Source organism: Acinetobacter sp. ANC_7682, from assembly GCF_056779795.1.
Genome location: NZ_JBWYIQ010000022.1, coordinates 19,874 through 36,455 on the forward strand (window position 1 = coordinate 19,874; position 16,582 = coordinate 36,455).

16 protein-coding genes are annotated in these 16,582 nt (G+C 37.8%); 14 read left to right on the forward strand and 2 right to left on the reverse strand.

Annotated elements, in window-relative coordinates; genetic code table 11:
- The first annotated feature begins 1 nt into the window (after position 1).
- The 11 genes from AC1M9D_RS09680 to AC1M9D_RS09730 all read left to right on the forward strand — a co-directional run bounded on the left by AC1M9D_RS09680 (position 2) and on the right by AC1M9D_RS09730 (position 10,733).
- Positions 2 to 1,174, forward strand: a complete 1,173-nt coding sequence (locus AC1M9D_RS09680) for a lipopolysaccharide biosynthesis protein (RefSeq protein WP_481612050.1) — start codon at positions 2 to 4, stop codon at positions 1,172 to 1,174.
- Entirely contained in the window at positions 1,174 to 1,767 is a 594-nt protein-coding gene (locus tag AC1M9D_RS09685; RefSeq protein WP_168390051.1) for an acyltransferase, read from the forward strand. The genes AC1M9D_RS09680 and AC1M9D_RS09685 overlap by 1 nt, the downstream gene beginning before the upstream one ends.
- A gap of 102 nt (positions 1,768 to 1,869) precedes the next feature.
- On the forward strand, positions 1,870 to 2,415 hold the full coding sequence (locus tag AC1M9D_RS09690) for an acyltransferase (protein ID WP_481612051.1): 546 nt from the start codon (positions 1,870 to 1,872) through the stop codon (positions 2,413 to 2,415).
- Between the two features lie 29 nt (positions 2,416 to 2,444).
- Positions 2,445 to 3,563, forward strand: a complete 1,119-nt coding sequence (locus AC1M9D_RS09695; protein ID WP_481612052.1) for a glycosyltransferase — start codon at positions 2,445 to 2,447, stop codon at positions 3,561 to 3,563.
- Complete coding sequence (locus tag AC1M9D_RS09700) at positions 3,560 to 4,654, forward strand: glycosyltransferase (RefSeq protein WP_481612053.1); 1,095 nt, start codon at positions 3,560 to 3,562, stop codon at positions 4,652 to 4,654. The genes AC1M9D_RS09695 and AC1M9D_RS09700 overlap by 4 nt, the downstream gene beginning before the upstream one ends.
- On the forward strand, positions 4,651 to 5,817 hold the full coding sequence (locus AC1M9D_RS09705) for a glycosyltransferase family 4 protein (RefSeq protein ID WP_481612054.1): 1,167 nt from the start codon (positions 4,651 to 4,653) through the stop codon (positions 5,815 to 5,817). Before AC1M9D_RS09700 ends, AC1M9D_RS09705 begins: the two co-directional genes overlap by 4 nt.
- The gene (locus AC1M9D_RS09710) at positions 5,811 to 6,353 is read left to right on the forward strand and encodes a serine O-acetyltransferase (protein ID WP_104498391.1); all 543 of its coding nucleotides are present in this window, start codon (positions 5,811 to 5,813) and stop codon (positions 6,351 to 6,353) included. Before AC1M9D_RS09705 ends, AC1M9D_RS09710 begins: the two co-directional genes overlap by 7 nt.
- A gap of 16 nt (positions 6,354 to 6,369) precedes the next feature.
- Positions 6,370 to 6,975 (forward strand): sugar transferase, encoded by a 606-nt coding sequence (locus AC1M9D_RS09715; protein WP_481612055.1) that lies wholly within the window; start codon positions 6,370 to 6,372, stop codon positions 6,973 to 6,975.
- Entirely contained in the window at positions 6,972 to 7,631 is a 660-nt protein-coding gene (locus AC1M9D_RS09720) for an acetyltransferase (RefSeq protein ID WP_481612056.1), read from the forward strand. The genes AC1M9D_RS09715 and AC1M9D_RS09720 overlap by 4 nt, the downstream gene beginning before the upstream one ends.
- Before the next feature lie 19 nt (positions 7,632 to 7,650).
- The gene (locus AC1M9D_RS09725; RefSeq protein ID WP_481612057.1) at positions 7,651 to 8,826 is read left to right on the forward strand and encodes a DegT/DnrJ/EryC1/StrS family aminotransferase; all 1,176 of its coding nucleotides are present in this window, start codon (positions 7,651 to 7,653) and stop codon (positions 8,824 to 8,826) included.
- Between the two features lie 50 nt (positions 8,827 to 8,876).
- Positions 8,877 to 10,733: a polysaccharide biosynthesis protein gene (locus AC1M9D_RS09730; protein ID WP_481612058.1), complete on the forward strand. Its 1,857-nt coding sequence runs from the start codon at positions 8,877 to 8,879 to the stop codon at positions 10,731 to 10,733.
- A 47-nt stretch (positions 10,734 to 10,780) separates the two neighbouring features.
- Here AC1M9D_RS09730 and AC1M9D_RS09735 read toward each other — a convergent pair whose 3' ends face one another.
- Both AC1M9D_RS09735 and AC1M9D_RS09740 read right to left on the reverse strand, forming a co-directional pair.
- Positions 10,781 to 11,824 carry a sugar-transfer associated ATP-grasp domain-containing protein gene (locus AC1M9D_RS09735; protein WP_481612059.1) on the reverse strand — a complete coding sequence of 348 codons (1,044 nt, stop codon included), beginning with the start codon at positions 11,822 to 11,824 and terminating at the stop codon, positions 10,781 to 10,783.
- Complete coding sequence (locus AC1M9D_RS09740) at positions 11,821 to 13,104, reverse strand: oligosaccharide flippase family protein (RefSeq protein WP_481612060.1); 1,284 nt, start codon at positions 13,102 to 13,104, stop codon at positions 11,821 to 11,823. Before AC1M9D_RS09740 ends, AC1M9D_RS09735 begins: the two co-directional genes overlap by 4 nt.
- 233 nt (positions 13,105 to 13,337) lie before the next feature.
- On the opposite strand from AC1M9D_RS09740, the gene AC1M9D_RS09745 reads away from it, so the two are divergent.
- From AC1M9D_RS09745 to AC1M9D_RS09755, 3 genes are read left to right on the forward strand one after another with little or no spacing between them, the layout of a single operon-like run.
- Positions 13,338 to 14,204 carry an ATP-grasp fold amidoligase family protein gene (locus tag AC1M9D_RS09745; RefSeq protein ID WP_481612061.1) on the forward strand — a complete coding sequence of 289 codons (867 nt, stop codon included), beginning with the start codon at positions 13,338 to 13,340 and terminating at the stop codon, positions 14,202 to 14,204.
- On the forward strand, positions 14,201 to 15,370 hold the full coding sequence (locus tag AC1M9D_RS09750; RefSeq protein ID WP_481612062.1) for a nucleotide sugar dehydrogenase: 1,170 nt from the start codon (positions 14,201 to 14,203) through the stop codon (positions 15,368 to 15,370). The genes AC1M9D_RS09745 and AC1M9D_RS09750 overlap by 4 nt, the downstream gene beginning before the upstream one ends.
- Complete coding sequence (locus AC1M9D_RS09755; protein WP_481612063.1) at positions 15,371 to 16,465, forward strand: glycosyltransferase family protein; 1,095 nt, start codon at positions 15,371 to 15,373, stop codon at positions 16,463 to 16,465.
- Positions 16,466 to 16,582 lie beyond the last annotated feature (117 nt).

Below are 16,582 nucleotides of genomic sequence, written 5' to 3' on the forward strand. Positions count from 1 at the left end.
AATGATTGCGAAACTGTTTGCAAAATATCAGTCGATTGGGCTGATTACATTCAGTTTACTGACAGGTGCGATAATGACATTTATCGCACTTCCTGTTTTAACGCGCCTATATTCTGTTGCGGATTTTGGTGCATACGGGATTGCTTTAGCCATTGTCAGTGTTTTATCGACGGTGGCGAATTTACGTCTAGATCAAGCTTTATTGGTTGCTGAGGAGCAGGATAAAAAAAGCCTGATTTTTGAAGGGGCTGTATTCTCAACTATCACTGCGCTTGTCAGTGGTATTGTCATAAGCTTTATTTTAAATATTGAAATGGGGTGTGCGGTGGCGACAGGTGTGCTTGCCAATACCTTGATTCAAAGCCTATATAACTATCAATTTTCCGCGCATAAAGAATATTTTTGTGCAGGTTTAAATATTTTCCGCAGCGCGATTGTGGTGGTGGTGCAACTGTCTTTACCGCTTGTCATGCAAATCAGTTTGGTGAACAGTTATAACATCAGCTCGATTCTCATGATTGTGGCGGTGTTGGTTTATTTGCTGAAGTATCAACTGTATCAAGTCAGTTGGCAGGCATTTAAACATTACAAAGATTTCATTTATAGCAATACCCCACATGCCTTGCTGAATAGTTTTTCGCATAATTTGCCCTACTACGTGGTATCGCATTTTGTCGGTGTGCAGGCGATGGGTTTCTATGCCATTGTTGAGCGTACTTTGCGTGTGCCGATCAATCTGATTTCGCAAACCTTGCGTCAGTTCTTTATTCGTCAATTTAAAAACACAGATTCCAATCAAAATGCTTTGAAGGCAAGTGTGCTACTCAGTCTGGTTTCACTGCCTTTATTTGCAATGTTCTTTATCTTGCCTGAATCCCTGTATCTATGGATTTTTGGCAGTGAATGGGTCGGCATCTCAGCATATTTTCAAATTTTAGCCTTGGGCTATTGGGCGATTTTCTGTAATCCCCCTAGCTCAGCTTTTCTAATTGCCAAGCGCAACAGCCAAGTGTTATTTAAACTGCAAATCGTTGAACTGATCATCAAGTTTGCATTATTTGCAGGGCTATATGTTGTATTTGAGAATAAAATTTATATGCTGTTGGCGGTGCCTGTGGCACTGATCATCTATAACTTTGCCATTTTATATGTGGTGTGGAGAAACAAAAACTGATGTTTTTTAAACTGTTAAAACTGATGAATTGGTTCACTGCACAATGTCGTCAGCAATTTTATAATGTGGCTTTTGGCACCAAGTTTCGCTATTTCGGCAAAGGCTGTACCGTGGATATCAGTGGAAAAGTGAAGATCGGCAACAATGTTTATATTGGCGATCATGTCAGCTTAATTGTTGAAAATGGTGCGGTACTTGAGATTGCCGACAATAGTTTTATTGGTGAAAACTGTTATATCAAATGCTTTGGTGGCAAGGTTGTGATTGGCAATGATGTCAGCATCAATTCCAAGTCTTATATCAATGGCTGTGGCGGTATCACCATTGGTGATAACACCCGTATTGGTACGCAAAGCATTATTATTGCGAGTAATCATAAGTTCGGTGAGCCTGATATTTTGGTCAAAGATGCGATTACCAAACTTGGTGTCAGCCTTGGTGAAAACATTTGGCTGGGTGCACGCGTGACCGTGTTGGATGGCGTGAACATTCCAAGTAATAGCGTGATTGGTGCCTGTAGTTTGGTGTCTAAACCGCTTGATGATGTTGGAGTTTATGTCGGTAGTCCTGTCAAAAAAATCAAAGCGCTTTAAAACAAGGTTCACGTGACTTTCACACGCATATCTTCAAGCGCATTTTCAGCGTAAAATATCTAATGATTTTCCTCCTTTTAGAACCTGACATAGGTCATGTATATGGCATTTATTGTTTCTGCTTTTCGACAATTGTTTGATTTGGCTTATTTTATGGCTAAAGGCAGTGTGGCATATGCACGTAAAAAGGGTGTGAAAATCGGTGAAAACTGCCGAATTTATATTAAAAGTTGGGGCTCAGAACCGTTTTTAGTCTCTATAGGGGATCATGTCACGGTCACTTCAGGCGTGAAATTTATTACTCATGATGGCAGTACTTGTTTGGTCAAAGATGAACAAGGTAAACGCTATCAACGCTTTGCGCCAATTCAAGTGGGCTCGCATGTATTTATTGGGGTCAATAGCATTATTATGCCGGGCGTGAGCATTGGCTCGAATGTAGTCATCGGTGCAGGTTCGGTGGTCACTAAAGATATTCCTGATAACGCTGTGGCGATTGGTGTGCCGGCTAAAGTAGTGTCGAGCTTTGCTGATTATCACGCCAAAATTCAAAACACGTGTGTCAGTGATAGCGACTTGGTGGGGATCGCCGATTATCAACAGCGTGTTGAACGTGCCATGCAAGTGCAACAGCAAAAATCCTCTTAATTCATTCTCCCCACATTTTAGGTTGTTCTATGCTGAATAAAGTCATGTTTTTCTTGCCAACTTTAGGCGGTGGCGGTGCCGAACGTACCGTGATCCAACTGGCAAATAACTTGGTACAGCAAGGCCGTGATATCGATGTGGTGGTCTGTGATTTAACCGGAGAAAAAGCCAAATTATTGCCTGAAGTCGACTCTAAAATTCAGCTGATTGATCTCAATTGCGGGCGTGTATTTCGTGCCATTCAACCTTTAAAACAACTTTTAAAAGCCATACCTTATGATGCGGTGATTGCCACGCAAAGCCACAGTAATATTGTCTGTGTGATTGCAAAACGTTTGGCGAAAAGTCAAAGCAAGCTCATTTTGCGTGAAGTATCGACACCATCGAAAAATATGAAGTTGCAGGGGATTGCCAAGTTTGTGCTAAAAACTTTGGTGAATTGGACGTACCCGATGGCACAGCAAGTGGTGTGTGTGTCTAAAGGCGTCGAAACGGATTTTCGAGAATATTACAGTTATAAACAGAATAATCTGAGCACTATTTATAATCCTGTACTCGATGATGCCTATTTTGAAAAACTCAATGCCCCAGTCACGCACAAATTTTTCAATGAGACCAACAAGGTCATTTTGGCGGTTGGTCGTTTAACTGAAGCCAAGAACTTTGGCTTTTTGATTCGTTCATTTAAAGCCTTATATGATCAGTATGTAGATACACGTTTGATTATTTTAGGCGAGGGTGAATTACGTGCTGAGTTTGAAGCCTTGGTGAATGAATTGGGTTTAAATGATGTGGTCGATTTACCCGGTTTTGATGCTAATCCCTATGCCTATTTTAAATATGCTTCACTGTTTGTACTCAGTTCGAATTGGGAAGGTTTGCCAGGTGTACTGATTCAAGCCTTAGCATCCAAAGTGAAAGTGGTCAGTACCGATTGCCCAAGTGGCCCGATGGAAATTTTAGACCATGCCAAGTTTGGTTTATTGGTTAAATGCAATGATCAAACAGGTTTAACCCAAGCGATGCATCAGGCGATTTTTGCCGACTATGTACATTACTCAGATGCCGATTTTGGCACGCATATTCAGCAGTTCCATAAACAAACCGTGCTGAAACAGTATATGCACATGATGGAGTCTGCATCATGAGTAAACCTTTAATGGTGCATGTGATTACCAACTTTGCAGGGGTGGGTGGTGCCGAAATGATGTTGGCACGTCTGATTCAATATACGGAAGATCAGTATCAGCATGTGATCATTAGTTTGATGAAAACTTCCGAGGTTTATCAAAGCACGCTTGATCGTTGCCAGTCACATTATGCACTCAGTTGGAATGGATTAAATACGCTCGGTACGATTAAAAAACTGCGTGGATTACTGAAACAACTGCAACCAAAAACGGTGCAATGTTGGATGTACCACGCCAATGCATTGACCAGTCTCAGTGTGATGGGTTTAGCTCAAAAACCGAATGTTATATGGGGAATTCATCACTCACTGGCATCACCGAAAGATGAATCGATCAGTACCAAAATTGCACTCGGTTTAAGTAAAATTTTATCCAAACAATCAAACGCTATTATTTATTGTGCACATTCATCCAAACAGCAACATGGCGATTTTGGTTTTCAAAATAATCATCAACATGTGATTGCTAACGGTGTCTTTCTCGATAAATTTCAGCCGAATGTGCAGTTGCACCAACCAACCGTGATTGGTTTTGCAGGGCGTTATCACACTGCCAAAGGCTACCTATATTTGTTCGAAACGATGGGTTTGCTCAAAGATGAAAACATCATCTTTAAAATTGCGGGTGGTGGGGCAAGCTTAGACAATCCCGAAGTCAAAGCCTTATTTGAGCAATATCAGTTAGATGCTGAAAAGGTTCATCTCTTAGATCAAATCTCAGATATGCCTGCTTTTTATCAATCGATTGATGCATTCTTGATGACCTCAATTACCGAAGGTTTTCCGAATGTGTTGGTGGAGGCGATGGCATCAGGTTTGCCGTGTATCAGTACCGATGTCGGTGATGCCAAATACATTGTGCAGGATTTAGGCAGTATTGTTCCGCCACGCAATGCACAAGCGTTGGCAGATGCGATTTTGGCCTATGTACAAAAAACTGAAGCAGAAAAACAAGCCTTAAAACAAGCAGCGCGTGAACGGGTCGAGCAGAATTTCAGTATTGCAACCGTCAGCCGTCAATATATGCAGGTGTGGAGCCAACAGGCATGAAATTTTTAATGATCAGTAGTTTTTTGCCGTCAGTACTGAATTTTCGTGGCAAATTATTAGAAGCCATTGCTTCCCACGGCTATGAAATTCACATCATGGCACCTGAGTTCGCAAGCTTTCCTGAAGAACAGCAAAAACTAAAAGCACTCGGCTATCATTTGCATGAAATTCCGATGCAACGCACCGGCACCAATCCATTGGCAGATTTAAAACTCCTCAAAAACCTGTATCGTCAGATTCGGCACATTCAGCCAGATTATGTATTGTCTTATACGATTAAACCGGTCATCTACGGCACGCTCGCATCATGGCTTGCCAAAGTACCATATCGTTTTGCTTTAATTACAGGTCTTGGTTATGCCTTTCAAAATGTTGAATCAGGCAAACGCAGTCTATTCCAAAAAATGGTACATGGCTTATATGCTCAAGCCTTAAAACATAGCGATAAAGTCTTTTTCCAAAATCCAGATGATTTAAAACTGTTCCGAGACATGCACTTGCTTGAAGCGAATAAACCGACTGTGGTGGTCAATGGCTCAGGCGTAAACGTACAAGACTTTGATGTCATGCCATTACCAAAAAATGAACAAGGACAGGTCAAAGCATCTTTCTTGCTGATTGCACGCCTGCTCGGTGATAAAGGTGTACGTGAATATGCGGAATCGGCACGCATCATCAAAGCGCAATATCCTGAAGCAGAATTTCATTTGGTCGGTTGGATTGACGATAATCCATCTGCGATTACCCAAGCTGAACTTGATCAATGGATGGCTGATGGTCGTCTCAAATATTGGGGTAAACTCAGTGATGTCCGTCCTGCGATTGCACAAAGCTCTGTGTATGTATTGCCATCTTATCGTGAAGGTACGCCACGTACCGTACTAGAAGCCATGGCAATGGGACGTGCGGTGATTACCACTGATGCGCCGGGTTGTCGTGAAACCGTATCGCATGGTGTAAACGGCTATTTGGTCGAAGTAAAATCAGTCGATGATTTGGTGAAAAGCATGCAATATTTTATTGAAGATCCAAAACTCATCGAGCTGATGGGGCAACGCTCCCGTGAAATTGCCCTGAATAAATATGATGTGCATCAGGTGAATAAACATATGCTTGCTGAAATGGGAATCATCGATATCAATTTAGAGTCTGGCGCATGTTGATTAAATACATCAAAAGCGATTTATATCGTTATACGGGAAAAGTCAGTTTTAAATTGTTTATTAAAAACTACCTATTTAATCGCGGCTTTAATTTTTCATTTTGGTTACGTATTGCCAGTTCAAAAACGTTTTTAGCAAAACTTGCTTATCCCATTTATTATTATAAAAGAAAGCAATATGGGATCGATATTCATACCACGACTAAAATTGGCTATGGCTTATATATTGGACATGGTGGACCTTTAGTCATTAATCCCACAGCAGAGCTTGGGCATAACGTCAATTTATCTCAATTCACAACGATTGGCGCCAATGGTGGTCGTCGTGCAGCCAAAATTGGTAATAATGTTTATATTGGACCTCATGTCTGTATCGTGGAATCAATTACGATTGGTGATAATTCAACGATTGGCGCGGGTAGTGTGGTGACGAAAGATATTCCTGAAAATGCCACGGCTGTGGGAAATTATGCCAAAGTGATTCACATGAATAATGCAGGTCAATCTGTAAATAGACGTTGGACAGATCTTGACTAAAGGGCAGAGGAATTCAATGTTAAAACGTATTATTGATATCACCATTGCTTCCACGGCTTTAATTCTGCTGTCACCCGTGTATTTGATCGTGGCACATAAAGTGAAAAAGAATCTCGGTTCACCGGTGCTGTTTCGTCAGGTGCGTCCGGGTTTACATGGCAAGCCATTTGAAATGATCAAGTTTCGCACCATGAAAGATGCGCTGGATGCTGAGGGCAACCCATTACCCGACAGTGAACGCCTCACCCCATTTGGTAAAATGCTCCGTGCCACCAGTCTCGATGAAATGCCTGAACTGTGGAACGTGATTAAAGGCGATATGAGCATCGTTGGTCCACGTCCACTGCTGATGGAATATCAGCCTTTATATAATCAGGAACAAGCCAAACGTCACAACGTGCGTCCGGGCATCACGGGTTATGCGCAAGTGAATGGTCGCAATGCCATTTCATGGGAAAAGAAATTCGAACTCGATACATGGTATGTTGAAAACCAATCATTGTGGCTCGATTTTAAAATCATGCTCAAAACCATCAAAAAAGTCATTGCCAAGGATGATATCAGTGCCGAAGGCGAGGCGACCATGAGCAAATTTACCGGCACACCGGAACAAAAAAAATGACAACACTCTATGCGATTTATGGGGCATCAGGTTGTGGGCGTAGTTTGATGCCTGTCGCACGTCAACAATTGGCACATGAAAACAAAGATGCTGAAATTGTGTTTATCGATGATGCCTTAACAGAGATGGGTGAGGTGAATGCTCATCGGGCTATGAATTACTCAGCATTCTTAAATGAATCAGCATCGACAAAATACGTACAAATCGCGATTGCCAATAGTCGGGTACGTGAAAAAATCGCCCAGCGTTTAGAAGTTGATGGTATTCAGCTTTGGTCAATCTGTGCTGACAACGTCATTTTCATGGATGAAGTACAAATTGCAGAAGGTTCAGCACTCAGTCCATTTGTCACCATCACCTCCAATATTAAAATCGGAAAATGCTTCCACGCCAATTTATATAGCTATGTCGAGCATGATTGTGTGATTGGGGATTTCGTTACCTTTGCGCCAGGCGTAAAATGCAACGGTAATATTCATATTCATGACCATGCCTATATTGGCGCAGGTGCCATGATTAAGCAGGGCACCCCCGATCAGCCTTTAGTGATTGGTAAAGGTGCGATTGTCGGCATGGGCGCCGTGGTCACCAAAAGTGTCCCTGCGGGCGCAACCGTGGTGGGCAATCCTGCGCGGATTGTCACGACTTCACAGTAATACGTTTTAGGAAAATTCCATGTTAAACAGTGCATTTGAGCCTTGGCCAAGCTTTACCCAAGCAGAAGCCGATGCGGTGTCAAACGTCCTTCTCTCCAATAAAGTTAATTATTGGACAGGGCAGGAATGCCGTGAATTTGAAAAGGAATTTGCACAGTTTGTTGGAACCCAACATGCCGTTGCGGTAGCCAATGGTACAGTGGCACTGGATTTAGCCCTGAAAGCCCTCGGCATTGGTGCAGGGGATGATGTGATTGTCACTTCACGTACCTTTTTAGCGTCTGCAAGCTCGATTGTGACCGCAGGTGCTAATCCAATTTTTGCTGATGTGGAACTCGATTCACAAAACATTTCACGCCGTACCATTGAAGCGGTGCTTACACCGAATACCAAGGCCATTATTTGTGTACATTTGGCGGGTTGGATGTGTGATATGGATCCAATCATGCAATTGGCTGAGGAAAAAGGCATCTTTGTAATCGAAGACTGCGCCCAAGCGCATGGTGCGATGTATAAGGGTAAATCCGCAGGTTCAATCGGTCATATTGGCGCATGGTCTTTCTGCCAAGACAAGATTATGACCACTGGTGGTGAAGGCGGTATGGTCACCACCAATGATGAAAGTCTTTGGAAAGCAATGTGGTCGTACAAAGATCACGGCAAAAACTTTGATAGCGTCTATAACAAACAACATCCACTGGGTTTCCGTTGGTTACACGACTCATTTGGCACCAACTGGCGCATGATGGAAATGCAAGCGGTGATTGGTCGTTTGCAACTGCAACAAATGCCGGAATGGACAGCAAAACGTAATGCCAACATGGCACGCATCCAAGCTGTATTTGAAAATAGTCCTTATTTCAGTGTACCTAAACCATCACCCGATTATGTACATGCTGCTTATAAATGCTATTTACAAGTCAATGTTGATGCCCTACCTGAAGCTTGGTCACGTGATCGCATCATGGCAGAAATCAGCGCGCAAGCTGTGCCATGTTTTAGTGGTTCATGTTCAGAAGTGTATTTAGAAAAAGCTTTTGATAGAACGCCGTGGCGTCCAAGTCAACGTTTAGCCAATGCTCAAGTGCTTGGTGAAAGCAGTCTGATGTTCTTGGTGCATCCAACACTGTCTGAACAAAGTATTCAAAAAACTGTAGATGCGATTCAAAGTGTGATTGCCAAGATTCACGCCTAAAACAGCGTATAATCACAGCGTGCTTTTTCAGCCAAGATAACTGAGCCTTAATGAAAGATTTTATTCGTTCCATTGCATCCTTACCGCGTCGCCAAAAACAAGTGGTTTTGGTGACCATGGACATGTGCATGTTGCCATTGATGATGTGGCTGGCCTATGCCATTCGTTTGGCACGTCCAAATGTGACCGTGATGCAAGGGCTTGAGGCTTGGTATATCTATGTTGCCATCGCAGGCGTCGCGGTTTTTCTTGTGCTTGGGATTTACCGTGCCATTGTACGTTCATTTAACGAAGATTATTTACTGCGCATTTCGATTGGGACATTTATTCAAATTGTGGCCTTATACACGATTAAAAAACTCAATGTTGCATTTATTCCCATGAGTATTCCACTGATGTATGGCTTTATGCTGTTTTCATATATGTGGTGGAGCCGTGCAGTCATTCGCTACGCTACTCTTAAAACTTTTGCCAAAAAGCAAAGCCGTAAACGTGTGGCAATTTATGGGGCAGGATTGGCAGGACAACAAATTGCGGCTGCTTTAAACCGTTCAGATGATTATTTACCGGTGTGTTTTATTGACGATAAGCGCTCCTTACAAGGTCAGTCACTGAGTGGTTTAAAAATTTATTCACCGAAAAAAGCGCAAGCAAAACTTGGAAAATTTGGCATTGAAGAAGTTTTGCTGGCAATGCCTTCCGTTGGTCGTGCACGGAAAAAAGAGATTATTGAGTCTTTTGATACGGCAAATGTCAAAATTATGGAACTGCCAGGGGTAACCCAACTGGTGGATGGTCAAGTCCAAGTTTCAGATATTCGTGAAGTGGATATTATCGACCTATTGGGACGTGATCCTGTACCGCCTAAAGCTGAACTGTTAGAAAAAAATATTAAAGATAAAGTGGTCATGGTGACAGGGGCAGGGGGGTCGATCGGCTCAGAACTGTGTCGTCAGATTGTCAAGCATCGACCTAAAATGCTGGTGTTATTTGAGATGTCTGAATTTGCGCTTTATTCGATTGATCGTGAATTGCAAACTTCTGATGTACAGGTGATTCCTGTTTTAGGTTCTGTGACAAATCAAGTAAAATTGGAACGTATTTTGCAAGAATATAGCGTGCAAACGGTCTATCACGCAGCTGCTTATAAACATGTACCACTGGTTGAAGCCAATCCTTTTGAAGGGATTTATAATACATCGATTGGTACAGCACGCAGTGTGGATGCTGCTGTAGCGCAGGGAGTGGAAACCTTTGTGCTGATTTCAACCGATAAAGCGGTACGTCCAACCAATGTGATGGGGGCATCTAAACGTATGGCGGAATTGTATTGCCAAGGTTTAGCATCGACTCATCCGAAAACGGAAATCAGTATCGTGCGTTTTGGTAATGTGCTCGGTTCATCTGGTTCGGTTATACCTTTATTTAAGAAGCAAATTGCACAAGGTGGTCCTGTGACAGTGACCCACCCTGAAGTAACGCGTTACTTTATGACCATTCCTGAAGCTGCACAATTAGTAATTCAAGCGGGTGCAATGGGTACAGGTGGTGATGTATTCCTGTTGGATATGGGGGAATCGGTCAAAATCTTGGATTTGGCTAAACAAATGATTCGTTTAAGTGGTTTCCGTCCTATTGATGAAAATGGAGTAGGGGATATTGATATTCAGTTTACGGGTTTGCGTCCTGGTGAAAAACTGTATGAAGAATTGTTGATTGATCAAGAAGGTGTTAAGAAAACTTCGCATGAACGGATTTTAAAGTCGTTTGAAGATTATAAAGACTTCCAAGAAATAGCTGCTATTTTTAAAAATATAATCACATATTTTGAAAAAAATGATATAAAAAATGCAATATATACTTTGGAAAAATATGTTGATGGTTTTAAGTCAAGAAAAATTAATTAAAAAATATTTTAAATTTAAGTGTTTGGATTATCCAAACACTTAATATTTTAAAATGATATGGGTTTAAAATCAGATTTTTTGAATACTGGTCCTACTGTCGCTTCGGCAAATTTAATACCTGGATGATTTGCATTCCATTCCAATATTTGAATATTGTTATTACTATCAACAATAATATCCCAGCCAATAATTCGAGCTAAAGGATAAGATAGATGCAATTTTTTAATACATTTAATAATATTCGAATATTGTGGAATTTCTAGCTGGTTATAGGTTTGATTGTTATCTGGATGAGTTGATGTTGATTCCCAATTTGTGAAATATCCTTCCTTTAAAAGTTTTCCACTATTTGGATCAACTGGGATTCTGATATAGGAACCATCGAAAACGTGTGTAACATTACCTGTTGGTAGTCTTAAATCACAAAATACTATTTCACATTGTCCATCTATATTAATAAAAGAATTTACCCTTAATGTTGCTACTGCTTCATTAAAATTTTTGAAAAAATCATGTTGATCAACTTTATATTGAAAAACACCATCACCAATAGAATTTATATTATCTAAAGAAAAATCATCTTTTTTTAGAAAGATAATTCCTTTACCTTTGGCACTTTCATTTTTTTTATAAACTATTTCTTCATGTTCATTAAATAATATTTTCTTAGTTGTATTAAAATCTAATTGTTCAAGTGTTTTGGAATCTAAAAATTTACCATTTACTACATATATAAGATCTGGGAAAAAAGAGCTATCTTGAAAAATTCTTTTATTTAAAGGCCTTAAACTAGCAATTTTCCCGTATGAACCATTAATTTTGGGTAAAATTTCAATACCAAAATAATTATCAGGTATCCAACCTTCTTTAAATTCTTTATGCATAGCGGTATAAACATAAAGCCATGGTGCGTAAACCTTACTTTTAAAACAATCTAATGCATACTCATCACACATTTTTACCAGACTTTTGTTAAGCTTACCTTCTCTTGATTCAATATTTCTTAAATAAAAAAAAGCATCTTTGTTAAGGCTTTGATTCCAATATGATTTTTTGAGATCTATATAAAATTGTTTAATATGTTCTTTCATTTGAGCTGTTTCCCTTTAATTAAAACACTAAATAAGGAGATGTGAATATTAAAAACCAATCCCTTTTTAAAAAAATAATTTAAAATAGTTAGTGATAGAAATTCGGTAATTAGGAAACAATATGCCGCTCCTAATATTTGATAATGTAAAATAGAAAAGTAAGATAGTGGGATACTAATAATTGAAGCAATGAGCATTTTTTTAGTCAAATATGTGTACCCGCTATGTTTTACAAGTAGTCTATAATGGTTAGTGCCTAGAGCAGAAAGAGTAGCTCCAATGACAATGATAGGGAGGATCTCTATGGCAGTATAAAAATCAGATCCATAAAGGAAATTAATAATAAATGATCCTAAAAAAATGTATCCAATTAGTACTAAGAAACCTATAGTTAGCGAAATTAATGTCAATATTTTAAAGTGATAGATGACATCCTGATCCTTTTTTAAAGAATATATTTTACTAAAATAACTAGAACCAATAGAGTTAAGGATGAAATTCCAAGCAACGCCAATCGTCATTGCAACATTAAAAACACCTAATTCACTATAAGAGACAAGTTTTGCTAAGAAAATATTAGAAATCTGGATGTAGATCGTGACAGATAATGCAGCAATAACCAAACTGCCACCAGTTTTAGTTATATAGCGAGTGTAATAAAACTTATCTTTCTTACTTATAACGATATTTATATTTTTTCTAATGAAATAGGTTTTTCTTAAAAAATAAGGGAGAACTGCAAATATAATAAGTGGTAATCCAAACCAATAGATATTAAACTTATATTCTACAAATATATAGCGTAGAATTAATGCAATGGATAATCCTATTATATTCGTATAGGTGTTAATTTTTGATTGTAATTGGCTATTGTTATAAAGATTAAAATAATCTGCCACCACAAAATAACAGCAAATCATGTTTATCATACCGAAGAAGAAAGTTATATGATTGCTATAAACATATAAATATATTAAAATAATACTAGATGATAATAATAGAATCTTCTTTCTAAAGTGTTGGCTTGCCTTTGCTAATTTCAAGCCAGATCTTGGATTGGAGCTCATTCTTTTTAAGAAAACACTCCCAGAACCGAATTGCGATAAAACTTGTACAAAAGCAAACAAAGATGCAGCAAATGCAATTTTACCAAAGTTATCTGCGCCAAGATATTTTGCCATCTGAGAATTGATAAAAATAAGACCAAAAATATTGATGAATTTTTCTGCCATCATCCATAATGAATTGGACATGATTAAATTTTTTTTTAACAAATTCATTCTATTTCGCTTTAATAAAAATGTGTTCTGTGTCACACATTTGGATCTTCAAAATCTCCAAATGATTTTATTATATTTTTTTTAATTAAGATATATTTTTTACAGATAATAATTATAGCTATGCGAATATGAATGTATGGTTTTTTATTGGAATATTATATAGAATACAATGTCTCAAAAAATTATGAAATATAGTTTTATCTTTCAAAGATATTTAAAAAGGGTTTTTTGTTTTGTTTAGATACATATATAAGAAAATTTTAGGCCGATTACCACCGCATTTAAGAGTTTCTCTTCAATATTTCCGTGTCTTTAAAGAATTTCCCAATTTAGATAACCCACAAACATTGAATGAGAAAATTCTTAGACGAATCTTTTTTGAAAAAGATCCGAATTTTGCATTCTATGCTGATAAATATGCTGTAAGAAACTATATTGCTGAAACTTTAGGTGATCAATATTTAGTTCCTTTAATTGCAGTGTATAAAGAACCCAAAGATTTACTTACTTTAAAAGAATGGGAAAATATAGTCATTAAACCAAACCATGGTGCTGGTATGGTTAAAATTGTTGAGCAAGAACCAAGTGAACATGAAAAAAATCAGTTGGTAAGCCTTGCACAAAAATGGTTAAGTACTAATTTTAGTAAAGTGTGTGATGAATGGCATTATAGTCTTATACCTCCTCAACTATTAGTGGAACATAAAATCACCCAACCAAATGAGTCATTACGTGATTACAAGTTCCATCGTTTTGTGCAAAAAAATGGCACATTTAAACAAGTCCTTCAGGTTGTTGCAGAAAGGTCGGAACAAGGTTATGAAACTGTTTTCTTTGATGTAGAGAAACTTGACACAATTTTACATTCACCATTCGGCTATGTATTGACTCTAAGTGAACTAGAGAAACAGTCAATTCGTCATATTTTAGAGTTGAATGAGCACTTATGTCCAAATTATTCATATGTGCGTTTGGATTGGTATATCACACAGAAAAACATCTACTTTGGTGAAATTACATTTACCCCTGGTGCAGGGCGTAGCCAAAGTTTTGCGGGACAGTTTGGGGTTCAAATGGGTAAGTTATGGGAGGTTCAATGAAGAGTATTACTGTTGTTGGTACAGGTTATGTCGGTCTTTCAAATGCTGTTTTGTTTGCACCACATCATAATGTAACCTCATTAGATATTGATGCTAAACGTGTAGATTTGATTAATCAACGCATTTCACCGATTGCAGATGAATATATTGAAAAAACTTTATTGCAATCAGATTTAAATTTACAAGCAACGCTCGATCGCGAAGCTGCTTATAAAAATGCTGATTATATTGTTATTGCCACACCCACCAATTACGACACAGACACAAATTCTTTTGATACTTCATCTATTGAAAGTGTGATTGCAGATATTTTACCAATCAATACTACTGCTCCTATTGTTATTAAATCGACTATTCCTGTAGGCTATACAGCTCAAGTCAAAGCAAAATTTAACACAGAACAAATCGTATTTAGCCCAGAGTTTTTACGTGAAGGGAAAGCGTTATACGATAATTTATATCCGTCACGAATTATTGTGGGTGAAAAGTCTGAACGTGCCGAAGCTATTGCACAGCTTTATTTAAATGCAACGATCGAAAAAAATGCACAAACGTTGTGTATGGACTCCACTGAAGCTGAAGCTGTAAAGTTGTTTTCAAATACGTATTTAGCTATGCGAGTTGCTTACTTCAATGAACTCGATACTTATTGTGCCAAGCATAATTTAAGCAGTTTAGATATTATACGTGGTGTGGGTTTGGATCCACGTATTGGTCAACACTACAATAATCCATCATTTGGTTATGGTGGCTACTGCCTACCTAAAGATACCAAGCAACTTTTGGCAAATTATAAAGAAGTCCCTCAAAACCTTATTCAAGCCATTATTCATTCCAATAAAACGCGTAAACAATTTATTGTGAAAGAAATCTTAAAGAGGCGTCCAAATGTTGTGGGTATTTACCGTTTAACCATGAAAGCGGGTTCAGATAATTTCCGCGACTCAGCGATTCAGGACATTATGCGTGAATTAAAAGAATACAACGTTGATGTTGTGATTTATGAGCCGACTTTAGAAACGACTATGTTTGAAGGTTATGAATTGAGTAATGATTTAAATATATTCTTAGCAACAAGTGATGTGATTTTAGCAAATCGTAAACACGAAGATTTGCATGATGTAAAAGCTAAAGTGTATACACGTGATTTGTTTGGAGAAAACTAAATGTCTGTTTTGTATCTTACTCAAGTAGCTGTTTTTGATGATAAAAATTCAGGTGTGGGAAAAAAAATTCAGGCTCAGATAAAAGCTCTTGTAAATATGGGTAAAAGGGTTTATTTAGCTTATATTAAAAATGATTCTCTTTATGTGTATGATTATAGTTTAATAAATGAAAAGGAAATATGTGGGAATTTTAAAAATCTCATTGATAAAAGATTAAAAATTTTCTCATCAATATTGACTTTTATTGAGAAAAATAAAATAGGAGTCTTATATGTCAGAAATATGTATGCATGTCCTATTGCAGTTCGGTTTTTTAGGAGTGTTAAAAAACTGGATGTTAAAATAATTTTAGAAATACCAACGTACCCATATGATGGTGAGATTACTAATATTAGAGATAGTATAACACTTTTTGTTGATAAAATTTTTAGAAGATATTATAGAGGAAAGATAGATAATATAGTCACTTTTAGTGAAGATAAAAATATATATGGGATTCCGTGTATCAATATATCCAATGGTATTGACAAGGATGAAATTCGATTAAAGCCTATTCAGCGACAAAATCATAATATTAATATGTTATCCGTATCAGGGATTTATCCATGGCATGGCTTAGATCGGATTGTGGAGGCTATAGCTAGGTATTACGCAATGAAGCCTCATAAAATAGTGAAATTGTATATAGTAGGCCCTAAAAATAATACTCTAGATTCAATAATGCATTTTGTTGAAACTGAGGGATTGAGTCAATATGTAGAATATCTAGGATTTCTTACTGGGGAAAAACTTGAGTATATATATGATCAATCAAACCTAGGGGTTGGAAGTTTGGCTAGACATAGAAATGCTATCTATCATTTAAAGTCTTTAAAAAATAGAGAATATTGTGCAAAAGGGTTGCCTTTTTTTTATTCAGAGTATGACTCCGATTTTGATGATTTACCATTTACTTATAAAGTGACTGCGGATGATAATATAATTAATCTTAATGATTTAATAGAATGGTATGAAAAAATTGATATAAATAATAATATTTTTGAGTATGCGTATAATTTCACTTGGGAGAAACAAATGAAGAAGATATTTGAGTAATAAGCATGATTAACCTTAAGTTAAATAATCCATTATTGATAAGTAAAAGTAATCTTGTTGTATGGTGTACGTGTTTGTGCTTATGTGTAGCTTGGGTTACAAAAGTTATTTTTATTA